A 21,258-nucleotide genomic window follows, 5' to 3' on the forward strand; every position below is an offset into this window, starting at 1 on the left:
CATCATTTTATGCGAAACTAGAAGAAGATTATTTTAACTAGGAGAAGTTATGCGTATTGTTTATCTAATTATTGGTTTTTTATCACTAGCCTTGGCTATTGTTGGGGTTGTTTTACCCTTGTTGCCTACAACGCCTTTCCTTTTGTTGTCTATTGCTTGTTTCTCCAGAAGTTCCAAGCGTTTCGAAGATTGGTTGTATCATACAAAACTCTATCAAGCATATGTAGCTGATTTTCGCGAGACTAAGTCTATTGCGCGTGAACGTAAGAAAAAAATCATCGTATCTATCTATATCTTGATGGGGATTTCTATTTATTTTGCCCCTCTTTTACCGGTCAAAATCGGTCTGGGAGCCTTGACCATCTTTATCACTTATTATCTCTTCAAGGTCATTCCAGACAAAGAGTAAAAAATAGTATCTGTTTTCCTTGATATAAATGAAAGCATATTCACAACAATATGATATAATAAATTCAAAGTAATACTCAAGGAGAATCAAATGATTTACGAATTTTGTGCTGAAAATGTGACCTTGCTTGAAAAAGCGATAGAGGATGGAGCTCGTCGAATCGAACTCTGTGATAATCTTGCAGTTGGTGGGACAACACCCAGCTATGGAGTGACTAAGGCAGCAGTTGAACTGGCAGCTAACTACGATACAACCATTATGACCATGATTCGTCCACGTGGTGGCGATTTTGTCTATAATGAACTAGAAATTGCTATTATGCTAGAAGATATTCGGATGACTGCTCAGGCTGGAAGTCAAGGAGTTGTATTTGGTGCTTTAACTGCTGACAAAAAGTTGGATAAGCCTAATCTTGAAAAGTTAATTGCTGCGTCAAAAGGAATGGAAATTGTCTTTCATATGGCCTTTGATGAATTGAGCGAAGAAGATCAGTTAGAAGCTATTGACTGGCTCAACCAAGCAGGTGTCACCCGTATCCTGACTCGTGCTGGTGTGTCTGGTGACTCCTTAGAAAAACGTTTTGATCACTATCACAGAATTTTGGAGCACGCTAAAGGCAAAATTGAAATTCTACCAGGTGGGGGGATTGACCTTGACAACCGTCAAACCTTTATCGACCAGCTGGGTGTAACACAATTGCATGGTACTAAGGTTGTCTTTTAAAAAATAGAAAGGAACTGCTAGCTTTTGGTAGCAGTTTTCACTTATGTTTGAAATTTTTAAATCCTATCAGTTTAATCAAGAAAAGGCTCGTGCCTATGGTTTTGTAGAAAATAGTGGAGTCTGGACTTATAGTTGCCATATTTTGCAGGGTGATTTTATCATGACTGTGTCTATCACTGCTGATAATGTGAGCTTTCAAGTCTTTGACCAGGAAACGGGTGACCTCTATCCTCAAGTTCATATGGAAAGTATGACAGGAAGTTTTGTTGCAAGTGTCCGTGAGGCTTGTCTGGAGATTCTTTACCAGATTCGGAAGGCTTGTTTTGATGTACAAGATTTTATCTGTCCTCAGACTAAGCGTATCATGGCTCAGATTCAGGAAAAGTATGGTAATCAGTTGGAGTATTTGTGGGAGAAATCGCCTGATACAGCAGTGTTAAGACACGAAGGCAATAAAAAATGGTATGCTGTTTTGATGAGAATCTCTTGGGATAAGCTGGAAAAGGGTAGAGAAGATCTAGTCGAAGCAGTCAACCTCAAACATGATCAAGTAGTGGACCTGCTTTCACAAAAGGGCATTTATCCAGCTTTTCATATGAACAAACGCTACTGGATTAGTGTGGCTTTTGATGATACTTTGTCAGATTCAGCAGTCCTAGAATTGTTTGAAAAAAGTTGGAATTTAACTTCTAAAAAATGAAACATTTCAAGGGTTTTCAATAACTTTCAATTAGCTAAATATTCTATACTGAAGAAATTTTCAGAAAATATTTGATTTTTTCTTGACAAGTGCTTTTGCCTGTGCTAAAATACTAAACAAGATATCAAACGAAGGAGAAAGTCAAACATGAGAACAGCTAAGTTTAATCAATTTGCTTTGTTGTTGAGGTACTCGGGCTAGTGCAAAAAGCATTAGTCCTGTTTGGCTTACCAAGCGGGAGTGAATCAGCATCTCGCTTGGACTTCTAAGCGAGATGTTTTTTTAAAAACCACATTTGGAAAAGGGGAAATCTTATGAGAACAGTTGAATTTCTAGATACCAGCCTTCGGGATGGAGAACAGACACCGGGCGTTAATTTTTCAATCAAGGAAAAAATTGCCATTGCAAGACAGCTGGAGAAATGGGGCATTTCAGCCATAGAAGCTGGTTTTCCAGCGGCGAGTCCTGATTCATTCACAGCAGTGCAGGAGATTGCTAAGGTCTTGAAGAAAACAGCGGTGACTGGTTTGGCACGCTCTGTCAAGTCTGATATTGATGCTTGTTATGAGGCTCTCAAGGACGCCAAGTATCCACAAGTTCACGTCTTTATTGCTACCAGTCCCATTCACCGCAAGTATAAGCTCAATAAGAGCAAGGAAGAGATTTTGGAAGCTATTAAGGAGCATGTTTCCTATGCCCGTTCTAAGTTTGAGATTGTCGAATTCTCTCCTGAGGATGCGACTAGAACAGAGTTGGATTTCCTCTTGCAAGTTGTTCAAACAGCGGTTGATGCAGGGGCGTCTTATATCAATATTCCTGATACGGTAGGATTTACCACACCAGAGGAATATGGAGCTATCTTCAAACACTTGATTGAGAATGTCAAGACGGATCGTCAGATCATCTATTCACCTCACTGTCATGATGATCTTGGAATGGCAGTGGCTAATAGCCTTGCTGCCGTCAAGAATGGGGCAGGACGTGTTGAGGGGACTATCAATGGTATTGGGGAGCGAGCTGGAAATGCTGCCTTGGAAGAAATTGCAGTTGCTCTCAATATTCGCCAAGATTACTATCAAGCAGAAACCAGTATTGTCCTAAATGAGACCATCAATACGTCAGAAATGGTTTCTCGCTTCTCAGGAATTCCAGTTCCTAAAAACAAGGCTGTGGTTGGTGGCAATGCCTTCTCTCACGAGTCTGGTATTCACCAAGATGGAGTTCTTAAAAATCCTCTTACTTATGAGATTATCACCCCTGAATTGGTTGGTGTTAAGAGTAATAGTCTTCCGCTTGGAAAATTGTCAGGTCGCCATGCCTTTGTTGAGAAACTAAGAGAATTGGCCCTAGATTTTACAGAAGAGGATATCAAACCACTCTTTGCTAAGTTCAAGGCTCTGGCAGACAAGAAGCAAGAAATCACAGATGCAGATATTCGTGCTCTGGTAGCTGGAACCATGGTTGAAAACCCAGAAGGCTTCCACTTTGATGATTTACAACTGCAAACCCATGCAGATAATGACATTGAAGCGCTTGTTAGCCTGGCTAATATGGATGGTGAGAAAGTCGAGTTCAACGCGTCAGGACAAGGTTCTGTTGAAGCGGTCTTTAACGCTATCGATAAGTTCTTTAACCAATCTGTCCGTTTGGTGTCCTATACCATTGATGCTGTGACAGATGGAATTGATGCCCAGGCTCGGGTCTTGGTCACTGTTGAAAACAGAGATACAGAAACCATATTTAATGCAGCAGGTCTTGATTTCGATGTGTTGAAGGCTTCGGCTATTGCTTACATCAATGCTAATACCTTTGTTCAAAAAGAGAATGCTGGTGAGATGGGACGTAGCGTTTCCTATCGCGACATGCCTAGTGTGTAAAGGAGAAGGCTATGACAAAGAAAATAGTAGCTCTAGCAGGGGACGGAATTGGCCCAGAAATCATGGAGGCTGGTTTAGAAGTTCTGGAGGCTCTAGCTAAAAAAACAGGCTTTGTCTATGAAATAGACAGACGACCTTTTGGAGGTGCAGGTATTGATGCTGCAGGGCATCCCTTACCTGATGAAACCCTCAAGGCAAGTAGAGAAGCAGATGCCATTCTCCTAGCGGCTATCGGTAGTCCCTGGTATGATAGTGCAACGGTTCGGCCTGAACAAGGCTTGCTGGCTCTCCGTAAGGAACTCAATCTCTATGCTAATATTCGCCCGGTTAAAATATTTGAGAGTCTTAAGCATTTGTCACCTCTCAAACCAGAACGAATTGCTGGTGTAGACTTTGTCGTGGTGCGTGAGTTGACAGGCGGGATTTACTTTGGAGATCATATCCTTGAAGAGCGCAAAGCGCGTGATATCAACGACTATAGCTATGAGGAAGTAGAGCGGATTATTCGCAAGGCCTTTGAAATTGCAAGAAATCGCAGAAAAATCGTTACTAGTATCGATAAGCAAAATGTTCTAGCGACATCAAAACTCTGGCGGAAAGTAGCTGAGAAGGTATCACAGGATTTTCCAGATGTAACCTTGGAGCACCAGTTGGTGGACTCAGCTGCCATGCTCATGATTACCAATCCTGCTAAGTTTGATGTCATCGTGACAGAAAATCTTTTCGGAGATATTCTCTCGGATGAATCAAGCGTTCTATCTGGCACACTTGGAGTTATGCCATCAGCCAGTCATTCTGAAAATGGACCAAGTCTCTATGAACCTATTCACGGTTCAGCACCTGATATTGCTGGTCAAGGCATTGCAAATCCTATCTCCATGATTTTATCAGTGGCCATGATGTTGAGAGATAGTTTTGGTCGTTATGAGGATGCAGAGCGTATTGAGCGTGCTGTTGAAGCTAGTTTAGCGGCTGGTATTTTAACAAGAGATATAGGTGGACAGGCTTCGACTAAGGAAATGACAGAAGCTATTATTGCAAGGTTATGAAGTTAGACGAAAGAATTACTCTAGTCCTTTTGATTTGGAATGTCATGGTTTTCTTGATTTATGGCATTGACAAATCTAAGGCAAGGAGAAGAGTTTGGCGCATCCCAGAGAAAATCTTACTCATTTTATCCTTTACTTGTGGTGGTTTTGGTGCCTGTTTGGCAGGAATCATCTTTCACCACAAGACTCGAAAATGGTATTTTAAAACAGTTTGGTTTCTCGGGATGGTGTCCACACTAGTAGCCTTATATGTTATTTGGAGGTAATGAATGGCAGGAAAATCGATTTTTGATAAATTATGGGACCGTCATGTCATCACAGGAGAAGAGGGGCAGCCGCAACTCATGTATGTGGATCAGCACTATATCCACGAGGTGACCAGTCCTCAGGCTTTTCAAGGATTACGAGATGCAGGACGCAGATTGAGACGACCAGACTTGACATTTGGAACCTTTGACCACAATGTCCCGACAGTCAATATCTACGATATTCGAGATGTGATTTCTAAGGCTCAAATTGATAAGCTGGCTGAAAATGTTGAGGAGTTTGGGATTGAACATGCGGCCCACGGTTCTGAAAAACAGGGGATCGTTCATATGGTTGGTCCAGAGACAGGACGGACCCAACCAGGAAAATTCATCGTCTGTGGAGACAGTCATACGGCTACTCACGGAGCTTTTGGAGCTATCGCCTTTGGGATTGGGACTAGTGAGGTTGAGCATGTCTTCGCTACCCAGACACTCTGGCAGGTCAAACCCAAGAAAATGCTGGTAGAATTCACTGGTGTTCCTCAAAAAGGAGTTTATTCTAAGGATTTCATTCTAGCCTTGATTGCCAAGTACGGCGTTGCCTGTGGTGTTGGCTATGTGGTGGAATATCGGGGACAAGCTATTGATGCACTGAGCATGGAAGAGCGAATGACCATCTGCAATATGTCCATCGAGTTTGGATCCAAGATGGGAATCATGAATCCGGATCAAACCACCTATGATTATCTCAAGGGAAGAGAATGTGTTCCAGAGGACTTTGAAGAGGCTGTGGCGGATTGGAAAACAATTGTCAGTGATGAGGATGCCGTTTATGATAAAGTTATCCAGATGGATGTCTCAGACTTGGCTCCCATGGTGACCTGGGGAACCAATCCTGCTATGGGCGTTGACTTTGACAGTAGTTTCCCAGAAATTAAGGATATGAATGATGAACGTGCCTACAATTACATGGATTTAGAACCTGGTCAAAAGCCAGCTGATATTGAACTAGGCTATATCTTTATCGGTTCATGTACCAATGCTCGTCTCAGCGATTTGCAACTGGCTGCGCGATTTGTTAAAGGGAAGAAAATATCCCCCAACTTAACGGCTATTGTAGTCCCAGGCTCTCGTCCTGTCAAACGAGCTGCTGAGAAGTTGGGCTTAGACAAGGTCTTTCTAGATGCTGGATTTGAGTGGAGAGACCCAGGTTGCTCTATGTGCCTAGGGATGAATCCTGACAAGGTTCCAGATGGCGTTCACTGCGCCTCAACCAGCAATCGTAACTTTGAAGACAGACAGGGCTTTGGTGCTAAGACCCATCTCTGCAGTCCAGCCATGGCAGCAGCAGCAGCTATCGCAGGGCGTTTCGTAGATGTTCGGCAAATGCCAGAAGCCCAGTAAGGAGAGGATATGGAGAAATTTACAGTTTATACGGGAACGACCGTTCCTCTCATGAATGATAACATCGACACCGACCAAATCCTACCCAAGCAGTTTCTCAAGTTAATTGATAAAAAAGGCTTTGGTAAGTACCTCATGTATGCTTGGCGTTATTTGGATGACAAGTATACTGAGGACCCAGACTTTGTCTTTAACCGACCTGAATATCGCAAAGCCAGTATTCTCATCTCAGGGGATAACTTTGGTGCAGGCTCTTCGAGGGAGCATGCAGCCTGGGCTCTAGCGGACTATGGTTTTAAGGTTGTGATTGCAGGGTCTTTCGGTGACATTCATTACAATAATGAACTCAATAATGGCATGTTGCCTATTGTCCAGCCCAGAGAGGTTCGAGAGAAACTAGCCCAGCTAAAACCAAGTGACCAGGTAACTGTGGACTTGGAACAACAAAAAATCATCTCACCAATTGGAGAATTCACTTTTGAAATCGATAGCGAGTGGAAACACAAGCTCTTAAATGGTTTGGATGATATCGGTATTACCTTGCAGTATGAAGATTTGATTGCTGCTTATGAAAAACAACGACCAGCCTACTGGCAGGATTAGAAGAAAAATAGAAAAGGAAATAGAACTATGACAAAACACATTCAATGGAACGGAACACTTTCACAAGAAGGCTATGATATTTTAAAAGGTGAGGGCGGTTGTATTGTTTGCCCTACTAAAGTTGGTTACATCATCATGACTAGCGATAAGGCTGGTCTTGAACGTAAGTTTGAAGCCAAAGAACGTAACCGTAACAAACCAGGTGTTGTTCTCTGTGGTAGCATGGATGAGCTTCGCGCCTTAGCACAACTCAACCCAGAAATTGAAGCCTTCTACCAAAAACATTGGGATGAAGACATTCTTCTTGGTTGTATCCTACCTTGGAAACCAGAAGCCTTTGAAAAACTGAAATCATACGGTGATGGCCGTGAAGAACTGATGACTGATGTGCGTGGCACTAGCTGTTTTGTTATCAAATTTGGGAAAGCTGGTGAACAATTGGCTGCCAAACTTTGGGAAGAAGGCAAAATGGTTTACGCTTCATCTGCAAATCCATCTGGAAAAGGAAACCGTGGTAAGGTAGAAGGTATCGGAGAACGCATCGAAGGAGCTGTTGACCTTGTTATCGAGGCAGATGACTATGTGGCATCCATCCAACCAGACAAAACGATTGAAACTCGCTACGAGCAAGGTGTGATGGTCTCTATGGTTGATAAAGACGGCAAACTCATCCCAGAACAAGGAGGAGCACGTTCAACTTCACCAGCTCCAGTTGTAATCCGCAAAGGGCTTGACATTGATAAAATCATGATGCACCTGTCAGACACCTTTAACTCATGGGACTACCGTCAGGGAGAGTATTATTAAGATAAAAAAGAAGTCTAGTGTTAAGTGGGAATACCCTACTCTACATTAGGCTTTTTCTTTAGAAATTCTTTTCTTTTTTATATAGATGTGATATTCTATATGTGAAATAGGGGGTTGAAATATTAAATACTAACTAGCCTATAATATGAAAATGGAGCTACAAAATGGAAGAAAAATTAAATTATTGGATGATAGTTGCAGGAGGAGGTGGAAAAGTTTGGACTTTATTTAAAGAAGAAAATATAGCTTGTATAGATTTTGATTCTAATTTATCTAATATTTTAGATTACAATAATCCTGAAGAATTGAAGCAAGGAAAGCAGAGAAATTTATTTATTTGGAAGTTTGCACATGACATAAAAATAAATGATTATATAATAGCTACCTCAGGATTTAACAAAATTTTTGGTATTGGACAATGTGTGAAAACATATTACTTTGATGAAACAAAAACAGAGTTTAAACATTGTATTGGTGTTAATTGGTTGAAAGTAGATGGTGGATGGGAATACCAAGGTAAAAAAGGTACAAGACAAACCATCAACTGGGATAGAAATTTAGAACGTATCAATTTATATAAATCTATTCTAAATGGTACATACATAAAAAATATAGAGAAGGTTGTTATGAATAAAAATATTAACGATTATTTAGATAAATTAAGTAAATCCAAAAACCTCATCCTTCGTGGTGCTCCTGGCACAGGAAAAACTTATCTTGCTAAAGAAATCGCTAAAGAATTAACGGATGGCAACGAAGACCAAATCGGCTTTGTACAGTTTCACCCTTCCTATGATTATACGGATTTTGTAGAGGGGTTGAGACCGGTATCAAATGGGGATGGAGCTATTGAGTTTAAATTACAAGATGGTATTTTTAAGAAGTTTTGTCAGAGAGCAAAGAAAAATTGGATCTATTCACATAGAAATAAGGTTGAATTAGAAAAGGAAAAAAAATCAACAGCAAAGATTTCAAAATATTTTTCTAGTATGGAGTTTCCGTCTGATAAATTATATACAACAGGTAACTCGTCTTTTTTTATTACAGAAATTGATGAAAACTACATTTATATATCTATTCCTGGAAATGAGATATCAAAAAAAGCGAAATTGAAAATTCAAGATATTGAAGCAATGTTAACTTCAGGATTTAAATTTGAACAAGTTAAAGATATAACTCAGTTTTTTAATAAAAAAAATGTAACCCAAGAATATTCATATTATTTGACACTTTATAAAAAGATAGAAAATGAGAGTATTCAGGATGAAAAAATAGAAATAGATAATGAATTGAAAAACTTTGTATTCATCATTGATGAGATCAATCGAGGTGAGATTTCTAAGATTTTTGGAGAACTGTTTTTCTCAATTGATCCTGGCTATCGTGGTGAAAAAGGAAGTGTTTCTACCCAGTATGCTAATTTACATGAGACTGATGAGAAATTTTATATCCCTGAAAATGTCTATATCATCGGAACTATGAATGATATTGACCGCTCAGTGGACGCCTTTGATTTTGCTATGCGTCGTCGCTTCCGTTTTGTTGAAGTTACTGCTGAAAGCCAATTAGGTATGCTCGATACTACTCTTGGTGATAAAGCAGAAGAAGCGAAAAAACGTTTACGAAACTTAAATGCTGCTATCGAAAATGTTCAGGAGCTAAACAGTCATTATCATATCGGGCCGAGTTATTTCCTTAACTTGAAGGATGTAGATTTTGACTATGAATTATTCTGGTCTGATTACCTCAAACCGCTTTTGAAAGATTACTTACGGGGTTCTTATGAAGAGGATGAAACTCTGGAGACATTGAAAAATGCATTTGTTCTGACAAATAATGGGCAAACAGAACCCCAAGATACTGGTGATAATAATGCGGATCACTGATAATCAGCATAGAATTGCTAAGGAAGACTTTGTCGCAGAATATCCCAAACTAAGTCAAGCAGTTCTTGATAGAACACTGGATAATCTTTCTAAAGAGGACAATATCTTTATTTTTCCAAATGATTTGAAGAATTCTCCTGACTTAGAGAAGGACCAAAAAATCTTTGAAACAGTTAATCAGAAAATCAAGACTGGAAATGTGATTGGTTTTCTGGGGTGTGGTCAGGAACGATTAACGATTTCCTCTCGCTTTTCTGATGAGAGTAATGACCATTTTTTGCATTATCTCTTACACAAGGTTCTTCATATCAATCTCACTAGTTTAGATGTAGCTTTGTCGCGTGAAGATAAACTCTATCAACTTTTGATGTATCTCTTTCCCAAGTATCTTCAAGCTGCTCTCCGAAAAGGTCTTTATAAGGAATACCAGAGATTTTCTCATAACGACAGTCATGTTAAGGGAGTGATTGATGTAAGAAACCATCTCAAGAAAAACCTTCCTTTCACGGGAAATATTGCCTACACAACGAGAGAGTTCACCTATGATAATCCCCTCATGCAGTTGATTCGTCACACTATTGAATACATTAAGAACCAGAAAAGCATTGGTCAAGGGGTACTAGATAATCTCTCAACTAGTCGTGAAAACGTAGCTGAAATTGTGCGTGTAACGCCCTCTTATAAACTAGCTGATCGTGTTAAGATTATTTTGGGAAATCAATCTAAACCTATACGTCATGCATACTTTAACGAGTACAGAAAGTTACAAGAACTTTGTCTGATGATTCTAAACCAAGAAAAGCACGGTTTAGGATATCAAGATCAAAAAATTCATGGTATTCTTTTTGATGTTTCCTGGTTTTGGGAAGAGTATGTTCATACTTTGTTATCAAAAGGATTTTTACATCCTCGGAATAAAGAAAAGAAAGGAGGGATCCTAGTATTTTCTGATGGGAAACGAAAAGTTTATCCAGATTTCTATAATAGAGATTTAAAAATTGTGTTAGACGCTAAATATAAAAAGCTTGAAGATACTGAAAAAGGAATAAACCGTGAGGACTTATTCCAGCTGATTTCCTATTCTTATATTTTAAAAGCTGAGAAGGCTGGTCTTGTTTTTCCGAGCAAGTACAAGGTTATCGATAATGAGATAGGAAAGCTAGCAGGTTATGGAGCTTTGTTGAAGAAATGGTCTATCCAAATTCCTCAGAACTCTTCATCCTATCGTGAATTTTGTGAAATGATGGAAAACTCCGAAGAAATATTTAAAAGTAATATTACTAAAGAAGTGGGGAGAAAATAATTTCTCCTCTTTCTTTTGTTATTTATACAAGTAAAATCCGAACGATATATTTTAATTTATAAAATTATTTGACAAAAACTGTACTTTGGTTTATAATAAATTAAGGAAACGTCGGAAAAGGCGTAGTGATGCGAGAGCATAGGTAGGTCATTACAAAAGAAACGAGACATCGATATGTTAAATGAATTTCCAATTTTTGATTACGAAGATATTCAATTGATTCCAAATAAATGTGTGATTAAAAGCCGTGCAGAAGCGGATACAAGTGTAACTCTAGGAAAGCACACCTTTAAACTACCTGTTGTGCCAGCTAATATGCAGACGATTTTGGATGAAAATGTAGCAGAGCAACTGGCTAAAGGTGGTTACTTCTACATTATGCATCGTTTTGATGAGGCAGGACGTATTCCTTTTATTAAGCGCATGCACGATCAAGGTCTCATTGCTTCTATCTCTGTCGGTGTTAAGGATTATGAGTATGATTTTGTCAGCCAGCTCAAGGCTGATGCTCCTGAGTATATCACGATTGATATTGCCCATGGTCATGCGGATAGCGTGATTTCTATGATTCAACACATCAAGAAAGAATTGCCAGATACTTTTGTTATTGCAGGAAATGTGGGAACACCAGAAGCTGTGCGTGAACTTGAAAATGCTGGTGCGGATGCTACTAAGGTCGGAATTGGTCCTGGTAAGGTTTGTATCACCAAGGTCAAGACTGGTTTTGGTACAGGTGGTTGGCAGTTAGCTGCTCTACGCTGGTGTGCTAAGGCTGCGCGTAAACCGATTATCGCTGACGGAGGAATTCGTACTCACGGTGATATTGCCAAGTCTATCCGTTTCGGTGCCAGCATGGTTATGATTGGTTCCCTCTTTGCAGGACACATCGAAAGTCCAGGGAAAACAATTGAAGTTGACGGTGAACAGTTCAAAGAATACTACGGTTCAGCTTCTCAATACCAAAAAGGTGCTTACAAAAATGTGGAAGGCAAACGCATCTTGCTTACTGCCAAAGGTCATCTGCAAGACACTTTAACTGAGATGGAACAAGACCTTCAAAGTGCTATTTCTTATGCAGGTGGACGTCAGGTTGCTGACCTTAAACACGTTGATTATGTAATCGTGAAAAACTCTATCTGGAATGGGGATGCTTCCCACTAAGACGGCCTATCTCACTAGAAAAAAACTTGTTATTAGAGCAAATTTCTGTTATAATAAAACAAGTTTCCACCCTTAGTGTAATGGATATCACGTAAGATTCCGGTTCTTGAGATGGGGGTTCGATTCCCTCAGGGTGGATGTAAACATCCTAAAAAAGCCTTTAATAGGGCTTTTTTCTTTATCCTGCCCCAAATTTGCCTCTAAAACTGAAAATCTTATTTTAAAGAATGCTCCAAATCCGCTCCAGTCCCATTTTAAAGTGACTCAGGGGGCTTTTTTTGATATAATAAAAAGGACTGTTATCAGTTAGAAAGAGGTTGGTATGAAAGAATTACAAACTGTACTTAAAAACCATTTTGCAATCGAATTTGCAGACAAAAATTTACTGGAGACTGCCTTTACTCATACGAGTTATGCCAATGAGCACCGCCTCTTAAAAATTTCACACAATGAACGCTTGGAATTTTTAGGAGACGCTGTTCTACAGTTATTGATTTCAGAATATCTGTATAAAAAATATCCTAAAAAGCCTGAGGGTGACTTGTCCAAACTCCGTGCCATGATTGTCCGTGAGGAGAGTTTGGCTGGTTTTGCGCGTGATTGCCAGTTTGACCAGTTTATCAAGCTGGGTAAGGGGGAAGAAAAATCTGGTGGTCGCAATCGTGACACCATTCTTGGTGATGCCTTTGAAGCCTTTCTTGGTGCCCTCCTTTTGGACAAGGATGTGGCCAAGGTTAAGGAATTTATCTATCAAGTCATGATTCCTAAGGTTGAAGCAGGCGAATTTGAGATGATTACAGACTACAAAACTCATCTCCAGGAGTTGCTGCAGGTTAATGGAGATGTGGCTATCCGTTATCAAGTGATTTCTGAAACGGGTCCTGCCCATGATAAGGTCTTTGATGTAGAAGTTCTTGTCGAAGGTAAGAGCATTGGTCAAGGTCAAGGTCGTTCTAAGAAATTAGCAGAGCAGGAAGCTGCCAAAAATGCCGTTGAGAAAGGGCTGGATTCATGTATTTAAAGGAAATCGAAATTCAGGGATTCAAGTCTTTTGCTGACAAGACTAAGGTCGTCTTTGACCAAGGTGTGACGGCAGTTGTTGGACCCAATGGCTCTGGGAAGTCGAATATTACAGAAAGTCTGCGTTGGGCCTTGGGGGAATCAAGTGTTAAGAGCCTCCGTGGGGGCAAGATGCCGGATGTCATTTTTGCTGGAACTGAAAGTCGGAAACCGCTCAATTATGCTTCTGTAGTTGTGACTCTGGATAATCATGACGGATTTATCAAGGATGCAGGTCAAGAAATTAGGGTGGAACGCCATATCTATCGTAGTGGAGATAGCGAATACAAGATTGACGGCAAGAAAGTGCGTCTGCGTGATATTCATGACCTCTTCTTAGATACTGGATTGGGACGAGATTCCTTCTCTATCATTTCCCAAGGGAAGGTTGAGGAGATTTTTAATTCCAAGCCTGAAGAACGCCGAGCTATTTTCGAAGAAGCTGCTGGAGTTTTGAAATACAAGACTCGTAGAAAAGAGACAGAGAGTAAACTGCAACAAACTCAGGATAATCTGGATCGTCTTGAAGACATTATCTACGAGTTGGATAATCAAATCAAGCCTCTTGAGAAGCAAGCTGAGAATGCCCGTAAGTTTTTAGACTTGGAAGGTCAACGCAAGGCTATTTATTTAGACGTGCTGGTTGCTCAAATCAAGGAAAATAAGGCTGAACTAGAGTTGACAGAAGAAGAGTTGGCTCAGGTTCAGGAATTATTGACGAGTTATTACCAAAAGCGTGAAAAATTAGAAGAAGAAAATCAAGCTCTTAAAAAGCAACGCCAAGATTTACAGGCTGAAATGGCCAAAGACCAAGGCAGTTTGATGGATTTGACCAGTCTGATTAGTGATTTAGAGAGAAAATTAGCCTTATCGAAACTGGAATCTGAGCAAGTAGCCCTGAATCAACAGGAAGCACAAGCCCGTTTGGCTGCTTTGGAGGATAAGAGAAAGGCTCTAAGTCAGGAAAAGGCTGAAAAAGAAAGCTCTTTAGCTCTCTTAGAAGAAAATCTAGTCCAAAATAATCAAAAACTTAATCGTTTAGAAGCTGAATTGCTGGCTTTTTCAGATGATCCTGATCAGATGATTGAGCTCTTGCGTGAACGCTTTGTGGCGCTTTTACAAGAAGAAGCGGATGTCTCAAACCAGTTGACCCGTATCGAAAACGAGTTGGAAAATAGTCGTCAGCTTTCTCAAAAACAAGCAGATCAACTAGAAAAGCTGAAAGAACAGCTGGCTACAGCTAAAGAGAAGGCTAGTCAGCAAAGGAATGAGCTTGAAACTGCCAAGGAGCAGGTTCAAAAATTATTGGCCGACTACCAAGCTATTGCCAAGGAGCAAGAGGAACAGAAAACTTCCTATCAAGCTCAACAAAGTCAACTCTTTGACCGTCTGGATAGTCTCAAAAACAAGCAGGCTAGAGCCCAAAGTTTGGAAAACATCCTGAGAAATCATAGTAACTTTTATGCAGGTGTTAAGAGTGTTCTCCAAGAGAAAGATCGTCTTGGCGGTATTATTGGAGCAGTCAGTGAGCATCTGACCTTTGATGTGCATTATCAAACTGCCCTAGAAATTGCGCTCGGAGCCAGCAGTCAGCATATCATCGTAGAACATGAAAACGCGGCAACCAAGGCGATTGATTTCCTAAAGCGCAACAGGGCTGGTCGTGCAACCTTCCTTCCTTTGACGACTATCAAGGCGCGTACGATTTCTAGTCAGAATCAAGATGCTATTGCTGCAAGTCCAGGTTTCCTTGGCATGGCAGATGAGCTGGTTACTTTCGATAATAGGTTGGAAGCTATTTTCAAGAATTTGCTAGCTACAACAGCTATTTTTGATACCGTAGAACATGCGCGTGCAGCAGCTCGCCAGGTTCGTTATCAGGTTCGTATGGTGACTTTGGATGGGACAGAGCTGCGCACAGGTGGTTCCTATGCAGGTGGAGCTAATCGCCAGAATAACAGCATTTTCATCAAGCCAGAACTGGAGCAATTACAAAAAGAAATTGCTAAAGAAGAAGCAAGTCTTCGTTCAGAAGAAGTGGCTTTGAAGACCTTACAAGACAAGATGGCTAGATTGACCGAATCATTAGAAGCCATCAAATCTCAGGGTGAGCAGGCTCGTATTCAGGAGCAAGGCTTGTCCCTCGCTTATCAGCAAACTAGTCAGCAAGTTGAAGAGCTAGAAACTCTTTGGAAACTCCAAGAAGAGGAATTAGATCGTCTTTCTGAGGGAGATTGGCAAGCGGATAAGGAAAAATGCCAAGAGTGCCTTGCTGCAATCGCCAGTGACAAGAAAAATCTGGAAGCTGAGATTGAAGAGATTAAGTCTAACAAAAATGCCATTCAAGAACGCTATCAAAACTTGCAGGAAGAGCTAGCGCAAGCTCGCCTTCTTAAGACAGAACTACAAGGGCAAAAACGTTATGAAGTAGCTGATATTGAACGTTTAGGCAAGGAATTGGATAATCTGAATATCGAGCAAGAGGAAATCCAGCGCCTTCTTCAAGAAAAGGTTGACAATCTTGAGAAAGTTGATACAGAATTGCTCAGTCAACAGGTTGAAGAAGCCAAAAATCAGAAAACAAATCTCCAACAAGATTTGATTCGCAAGCAGTTTGAGTTGGATGATATTGAAGGTCAGCTGGATGATATTGCTAGTCATTTGGATCAGGCTCGCCAGCAGAATGAAGAGTGGATTCGCAAGCAAACACGTGCTGAAGCTAAGAAAGAAAAGGTCAGCGAGCGCTTGCGTTATTTACAAAGTCAATTAACAGACCAATACCAGATTAGCTATACAGAAGCTTTAGAAAAGTCTCATGAGTTGGAAAATCTCAATCTGGCAGAGCAAGAGGTGCAGGATTTAGAGAAGGCTATTCGCTCACTGGGTCCTGTCAATTTGGATGCTATTGAACAGTACGAAGAAGTGCACAACCGTCTGGATTTCCTAAATAGCCAACGAGATGATATTTTGTCAGCGAAAAATTTGCTCCTTGAAACCATTACAGAAATGAATGATGAGGTTAAGGAACGCTTTAAATCAACCTTTGAAGCTATTCGTGAGTCCTTTAAAGTAACCTTCAAGCAGATGTTTGGCGGAGGTCAGGCAGACTTGATATTGACTGAGGGAGACTTGCTGACAGCTGGGGTTGAGATTTCTGTCCAACCGCCAGGTAAGAAAATTCAGTCTCTTAACCTCATGAGTGGTGGTGAAAAAGCCTTATCGGCTCTAGCTTTGCTTTTCTCTATCATTCGAGTTAAGACTATCCCATTTGTCATCTTGGATGAGGTGGAAGCTGCGCTGGATGAAGCCAATGTTAAACGTTTTGGGGATTACCTCAATCGATTTGACAAGGACAGCCAGTTTATCGTTGTGACCCACCGTAAGGGAACCATGGCTGCGGCTGATTCCATCTATGGAGTGACCATGCAAGAATCAGGTGTCTCAAAAATTGTTTCAGTTAAGTTAAAAGATTTAGAAAGTATTGAAGGATGACAATTAAACTAGTAGCAACGGATATGGACGGAACCTTCCTAGATGAGAATGGACGCTTTGATATGGACCGCCTCAAGTCTCTCTTAGGTTCCTACAAGGAAAAAGGGATTTACTTTGCGGTGGCTTCGGGGCGCGGATTTCTGTCTCTAGAAAAATTATTTGCTGATGTTCGTGATGACATTGTTTTTATCGCGGAGAATGGCAGTTTGGTAGAGTATCAAGGTCAAGACTTGTATGAAGCGACCATGTCTCGTGACTTTTATCTGACGACTTTTGAAAAGCTGAAAACGTCACCTTATGTAGATATAAATAAACTGCTCTTGACGGGCAAAAAAGGCTCTTATGTGCTAGATACGGTTGATGAGAACTATTTGAAAGAGAGCCAGCATTATAATGAAAATATCCAAAAAGTAGCCAGTTTGGAAGATATCACAGATGACATTTTCAAATTTACAACCAACTTCACAGAAGAAACGCTAGAAGCTGGAGAAGCTTGGGTAAACGAAAATGTCTCTGGTGTTAAGGCCATGACAACTGGCTTTGAATCCATTGATATTGTTCTGGACTATGTCGATAAGGGAGTGGCCATTGTTGAATTGGCTAAAAAACTTGGCATCACAATGAATCAGGTTATGGCTTTTGGAGATAATCTAAATGACTTGCATATGATGCAGGTTGTGGGACATCCTGTAGCTCCTGAAAATGCACGACCAGAAATTTTAGAATTAGCAGAGACTGTGATTGGTCACCATAAGGACCAGTCGGTTATAGCTTATATGGAGGGTTTATAATGGCAGATATAAAATTGATTGCATTGGACTTGGATGGGACCTTGCTGACTACTGATAAAAGGTTGACGGATCGTACCAAGGCAACCTTGAAAGCTGCGCATGATCGTGGTATCAAGGTCGTTTTGACAACTGGTCGTCCTTTAAAAGCTATGGATTTCTTTCTCCATGAGCTGGGGACTGACGGCCACGAAGATGAGTATACCATTACCTTTAATGGTGGTTTAGTACAGAAAAATACAGGTGAAATCCTTGATAAGACAGTCTTTTCATACGACGATGTAGCACGCTTGTATGAGGAAACAGAGAAATTATCACTGCCTCTTGATGCCATCTCAGAAGGAACTGTTTATCAAATCCAATCGGACCAAGAAAGTCTGTATGCCAAATTCAATCCAGCATTGACCTTTGTTCCAGTTGACTTTGAAGATCTGTCTAGTCAAATGACTTACAATAAATGCGTGACTGCCTTTGCTCAAGAACCCTTGGATGCAGCCATTCAGAAGATTTCTCCAGAATTGTTTGACCAATATGAAATCTTTAAATCACGAGAAATGTTGCTAGAGTGGTCACCAAAGAATGTCCATAAAGCAACAGGTTTGGCAAAACTGATCAGCCATCTTGGAATCAACCAAAGTCAAGTTATGGCCTGTGGTGACGAAGCCAATGACCTCTCTATGATTGAGTGGGCAGGGCTTGGTGTTGCCATGCAAAACGCTGTTCCTGAAGTCAAGGCAGTCGCAAATGTAGTGACGCCAATGACCAATGATGAAGAAGCTGTCGCCTGGGCTATCGAAGAATACGTGCTAAAGGAGAACTAAGATATGGGATTATTTGACCGTCTATTCGGAAAAAAAGAAGAACCTAAAATCGAAGAAGTTGTAAAAGAAGCTCTGGAAAATCTTGATTTGTCTGAAGATGTTGAGCCTGCCTTAACAGAAGCTGAGGAAGTTTCTCAAGAAGAAGCAGAAGTTGAAAGTTCTGAAGAAGCTCTGCTCCAAGAAGAGGAAAAACAAGTTACATTTGAAGAAAGTCTGGATTCAGAGCCAGTTGAAGAAGTTCAACAAGTAGAAGAACTTTCAAATTCACAAGAAGTCTCAGAGGAAGAGAATACTGAGCTCTTAGAAACTGTAGAAGAAAATAGTTCTGAAGTTCTTGAAGCAGAAACGCCTCAAGTAGAAGAGACTGTTCAGGAAAAATATGACCGCAGTCTTAAGAAAACTCGTACAGGATTTGGTGCCCGCTTGAATGCCTTCTTTGCTAACTTCCGCTCTGTTGACGAAGAATTCTTCGAGGAATTGGAAGAACTGCTGATTATGAGTGACGTTGGTGTCCAGGTGGCTTCTAACTTAACAGAGGAGTTACGCTACGAAGCCAAGCTTGAAAACGCCAAGAAACCTGACGCACTTCGCCGTGTCATCATTGAGAAATTGGTTGAACTTTATGAAAAAGGTGGCAACTACGATGAAAGAATCCACTTCCAAGATGGCTTGACAGTCATGCTCTTTGTTGGTGTTAATGGTGTTGGGAAAACAACTTCTATTGGGAAACTAGCTCACCGCTATAAACAAGCTGGTAAAAAGGTCATGCTGGTTGCGGCAGATACCTTCCGTGCAGGAGCAGTAGCCCAGCTTGCTGAATGGGGCCGTCGTGTTGACGTTCCAGTTGTGACTGGACCTGAAAAAGCTGACCCAGCCAGTGTGGTCTTTGATGGTATGGAACGTGCCGTGGCTGAAGGTATCGATATTCTCATGATTGATACTGCTGGTCGTTTGCAAAATAAGGATAACCTTATGGCTGAGTTGGAGAAGATTGGACGCATCATCAAGCGTGTTGTACCAGAAGCACCGCATGAAACCTTCTTAGCATTAGATGCTTCAACTGGTCAAAATGCCCTGGTACAGGCCAAAGAATTTTCAAAAATCACTCCTTTAACAGGAATTGTCTTGACTAAGATTGATGGAACTGCTCGAGGTGGTGTTGTTCTAGCCATCCGTGAAGAACTCAATATTCCAGTTAAGTTGATTGGTTTTGGTGAAAAAATTGATGATATTGGAGAATTTAACTCAGAAAACTTTATGAAAGGTCTCTTGGAAGGCTTAATCTAATCAGAAGCAAAAATCCTGCAAGGTACAAACTTGCAGGATTTTTTTATTCTAAACGACCATCTTGACGATAGGCGATATCTGGTTGCCAAGTCCATTTGGCATCGAATTTTTCAAGTAAGTCAAAGCTTGCTTGAGGTCCCATGCTTCCAGCTTTATAGTCATGAAGTGGGGCACCATTTTCAGCCCAGAGCTCTTCGATACGGTCAATCAATTTCCATGACGCACCAACTTCATCCCAGTGGCTAAAGTTAGTTGAGTTGTTATTTAGAACATCATAAATCAATTTCTCGTATGGTTCTGGAGAAGCACCAGTTGCGGTCGCATCTGTGCGGTAATCAAGTGAGTTAGGAGCTAAGTTGAATTCTTCTCCTACTTGCTTCCCATTTAGACTGAGAGAGAAACCTTCTGTTGGTTGGATATAGATGGTCAAAATGTTTGGAGCAAGTGGCTCACCAAAGATAGAGTCCATTTGTTTAAAGACGATGTTGACATGAGTTCCTTTTTCAGTCAGACGTTTACCAGTACGGAAGAAGAAAGGAACACCACGGAATCGATCGCTATCAACAAAGAAGGCACCAGATGCAAAGGTTTCTGTTGTTGATTCCGGATTTACATTTGGCTCGCTACGATAAGAGATATATTTCATACCATCAATCTTACCTGAACGGTATTGACCACGGATAAAGTGTTCTTTAAGTTCTTCATCAGTTGGATGATAGAGGTTTTTAAAGACCTTAATCTTTTCAGCACGAATCTCGTCTTTTGTGAAGCTTGCTGGCTTGTCCATGGCAAGAAGAGAAAGAAGTTGTAGTGTATGGTTTTGTACCATGTCACGGAGGGCACCAGATTGGTCATAGTAGCCACCACGTTCTTCTACACCCAAGCGCTCCGCAAAGGTAATTTGAACATTGTCGATAAAGTCCTTATTCCAAACGTTTTCAAAAATCAGGTTGGCAAAGCGAACTGCAAAGATGCTTTGGATCATTTCCTTACCAAGATAATGGTCAATACGGAAAATTTGTTCTTCGTCAAATGTTGCTAGGAGCTCGTCATTTAACTTGCTTGCAGTTGCGTAATCTGTACCAAATGGTTTTTCAACGATTAAGCGTTCAAAGCCTTTACCATCCACAATGTTTTCAGACTTAAGGTGTTTGGCAATAGTTCCAAAGAATTGAGGAGCCATAGACAAGAAGAAGAGCTTGTTGTGTTCAGCTTGGTACTTGTCATTTAGTTCAGCCTGCAATTGACGCAAAGCAATGTAGTGTTCCGTATCATTGACATCATGACTTTGATAGTAGAAGTGGCTAGCGAACTCTTGAGCCTGTTCGGTACTATCTGCCAAATCAAGGATCGATTCGACTACAACAGATTCAAAATATTCCTTGCTCCAAGGACGACGAGCAGTGCCAATAACTGCAAAGTGCTCGGAAAGATTGCCGGATTTATATAGTCTAAAAAGGGAAGGGTAGAGCTTGCGTTTAGCCAGGTCTCCACTCGCACCAAAAATTGTAACAATAACCTTAGATGACATCTAGCTACCTAATTTCTATTTTTATTCCTAGTCCTGCTAGGTATGAGGAAACCTCATTTCATAAACTTAATTCTAACATAATTTTCCGAAAAATCAAAAAATCCAATACG

18 protein-coding genes and 1 tRNA gene are annotated in these 21,258 nt (G+C 40.7%); 18 read left to right on the forward strand and 1 reads right to left on the reverse strand.

Annotation, left to right across the window (positions count from 1 at the left end; translation table 11 throughout):
- Positions 1–49: 49 nt before the first annotated feature.
- The 18 genes from ADH54_RS00590 to ftsY all read left to right on the forward strand — a co-directional run bounded on the left by ADH54_RS00590 (position 50) and on the right by ftsY (position 19,617).
- The gene (locus ADH54_RS00590) at positions 50–409 is read left to right on the forward strand and encodes a YbaN family protein (RefSeq protein WP_001223806.1); all 360 of its coding nucleotides are present in this window, start codon (positions 50–52) and stop codon (positions 407–409) included.
- A 90-nt stretch (positions 410–499) separates the two neighbouring features.
- Positions 500–1,132: a copper homeostasis protein CutC gene (locus tag ADH54_RS00595; protein WP_049523401.1), complete on the forward strand. Its 633-nt coding sequence runs from the start codon at positions 500–502 to the stop codon at positions 1,130–1,132.
- 43 nt (positions 1,133–1,175) lie between these two features.
- A complete protein-coding gene (locus ADH54_RS00600; protein WP_049523404.1) occupies positions 1,176–1,832 on the forward strand; it encodes an MmcQ/YjbR family DNA-binding protein in 657 nt (218 codons plus the stop codon).
- 314 nt (positions 1,833–2,146) lie between these two features.
- Positions 2,147–3,709, forward strand: coding sequence for a 2-isopropylmalate synthase (locus ADH54_RS00605; RefSeq protein WP_049523406.1), 1,563 nt, complete (start codon positions 2,147–2,149; stop codon positions 3,707–3,709).
- 11 nt (positions 3,710–3,720) lie between these two features.
- On the forward strand, positions 3,721–4,758 hold the full coding sequence (gene leuB, locus ADH54_RS00610; protein WP_049523408.1) for a 3-isopropylmalate dehydrogenase: 1,038 nt from the start codon (positions 3,721–3,723) through the stop codon (positions 4,756–4,758).
- On the forward strand, positions 4,755–5,024 hold the full coding sequence (locus ADH54_RS00615; protein WP_049523410.1) for a DUF1294 domain-containing protein: 270 nt from the start codon (positions 4,755–4,757) through the stop codon (positions 5,022–5,024). The genes leuB and ADH54_RS00615 overlap by 4 nt, the downstream gene beginning before the upstream one ends.
- A gap of 3 nt (positions 5,025–5,027) precedes the next feature.
- A complete protein-coding gene (gene leuC / locus ADH54_RS00620; protein ID WP_049523412.1) occupies positions 5,028–6,410 on the forward strand; it encodes a 3-isopropylmalate dehydratase large subunit in 1,383 nt (460 codons plus the stop codon).
- Positions 6,411–6,419: 9 nt separating this feature from the next.
- Positions 6,420–7,013, forward strand: a complete 594-nt coding sequence (leuD, locus tag ADH54_RS00625; RefSeq protein ID WP_033681709.1) for a 3-isopropylmalate dehydratase small subunit — start codon at positions 6,420–6,422, stop codon at positions 7,011–7,013.
- A 27-nt stretch (positions 7,014–7,040) separates the two neighbouring features.
- On the forward strand, positions 7,041–7,820 hold the full coding sequence (locus ADH54_RS00630) for an L-threonylcarbamoyladenylate synthase (RefSeq protein ID WP_049523414.1): 780 nt from the start codon (positions 7,041–7,043) through the stop codon (positions 7,818–7,820).
- Positions 7,821–7,984: 164 nt separating this feature from the next.
- On the forward strand, positions 7,985–9,706 hold the full coding sequence (locus ADH54_RS00635) for an AAA family ATPase (RefSeq protein ID WP_049523416.1): 1,722 nt from the start codon (positions 7,985–7,987) through the stop codon (positions 9,704–9,706).
- Positions 9,693–11,009, forward strand: coding sequence for an McrC family protein (locus tag ADH54_RS00640; protein ID WP_049523418.1), 1,317 nt, complete (start codon positions 9,693–9,695; stop codon positions 11,007–11,009). Before ADH54_RS00635 ends, ADH54_RS00640 begins: the two co-directional genes overlap by 14 nt.
- Before the next feature lie 174 nt (positions 11,010–11,183).
- Positions 11,184–12,170, forward strand: coding sequence for a GMP reductase (locus tag ADH54_RS00645; RefSeq protein WP_049523419.1), 987 nt, complete (start codon positions 11,184–11,186; stop codon positions 12,168–12,170).
- A 66-nt stretch (positions 12,171–12,236) separates the two neighbouring features.
- A tRNA-Arg gene (locus tag ADH54_RS00650) sits at positions 12,237–12,308 on the forward strand.
- A gap of 184 nt (positions 12,309–12,492) precedes the next feature.
- Complete coding sequence (gene rnc, locus ADH54_RS00655) at positions 12,493–13,191, forward strand: ribonuclease III (RefSeq protein ID WP_000661487.1); 699 nt, start codon at positions 12,493–12,495, stop codon at positions 13,189–13,191.
- Positions 13,182–16,721: a chromosome segregation protein SMC gene (gene smc / locus ADH54_RS00660; protein WP_049523421.1), complete on the forward strand. Its 3,540-nt coding sequence runs from the start codon at positions 13,182–13,184 to the stop codon at positions 16,719–16,721. The genes rnc and smc overlap by 10 nt, the downstream gene beginning before the upstream one ends.
- On the forward strand, positions 16,718–17,512 hold the full coding sequence (locus ADH54_RS00665; RefSeq protein ID WP_049523424.1) for a Cof-type HAD-IIB family hydrolase: 795 nt from the start codon (positions 16,718–16,720) through the stop codon (positions 17,510–17,512). Before smc ends, ADH54_RS00665 begins: the two co-directional genes overlap by 4 nt.
- Positions 17,512–18,330: a Cof-type HAD-IIB family hydrolase gene (locus ADH54_RS00670; protein ID WP_049523426.1), complete on the forward strand. Its 819-nt coding sequence runs from the start codon at positions 17,512–17,514 to the stop codon at positions 18,328–18,330. Before ADH54_RS00665 ends, ADH54_RS00670 begins: the two co-directional genes overlap by 1 nt.
- Positions 18,331–18,333: 3 nt before the next feature.
- The gene (gene ftsY, locus ADH54_RS00675) at positions 18,334–19,617 is read left to right on the forward strand and encodes a signal recognition particle-docking protein FtsY (protein WP_049523428.1); all 1,284 of its coding nucleotides are present in this window, start codon (positions 18,334–18,336) and stop codon (positions 19,615–19,617) included.
- A gap of 43 nt (positions 19,618–19,660) precedes the next feature.
- Here ftsY and zwf read toward each other — a convergent pair whose 3' ends face one another.
- Positions 19,661–21,148, reverse strand: coding sequence for a glucose-6-phosphate dehydrogenase (gene zwf / locus ADH54_RS00680; RefSeq protein WP_049523430.1), 1,488 nt, complete (start codon positions 21,146–21,148; stop codon positions 19,661–19,663).
- Positions 21,149–21,258: the final 110 nt, after the last annotated feature.

Source organism: Streptococcus pseudopneumoniae, assembly GCF_001072315.1.
In the GTDB taxonomy this organism is placed as follows: Bacteria; Bacillota; Bacilli; order Lactobacillales; family Streptococcaceae; genus Streptococcus; species Streptococcus pseudopneumoniae_R.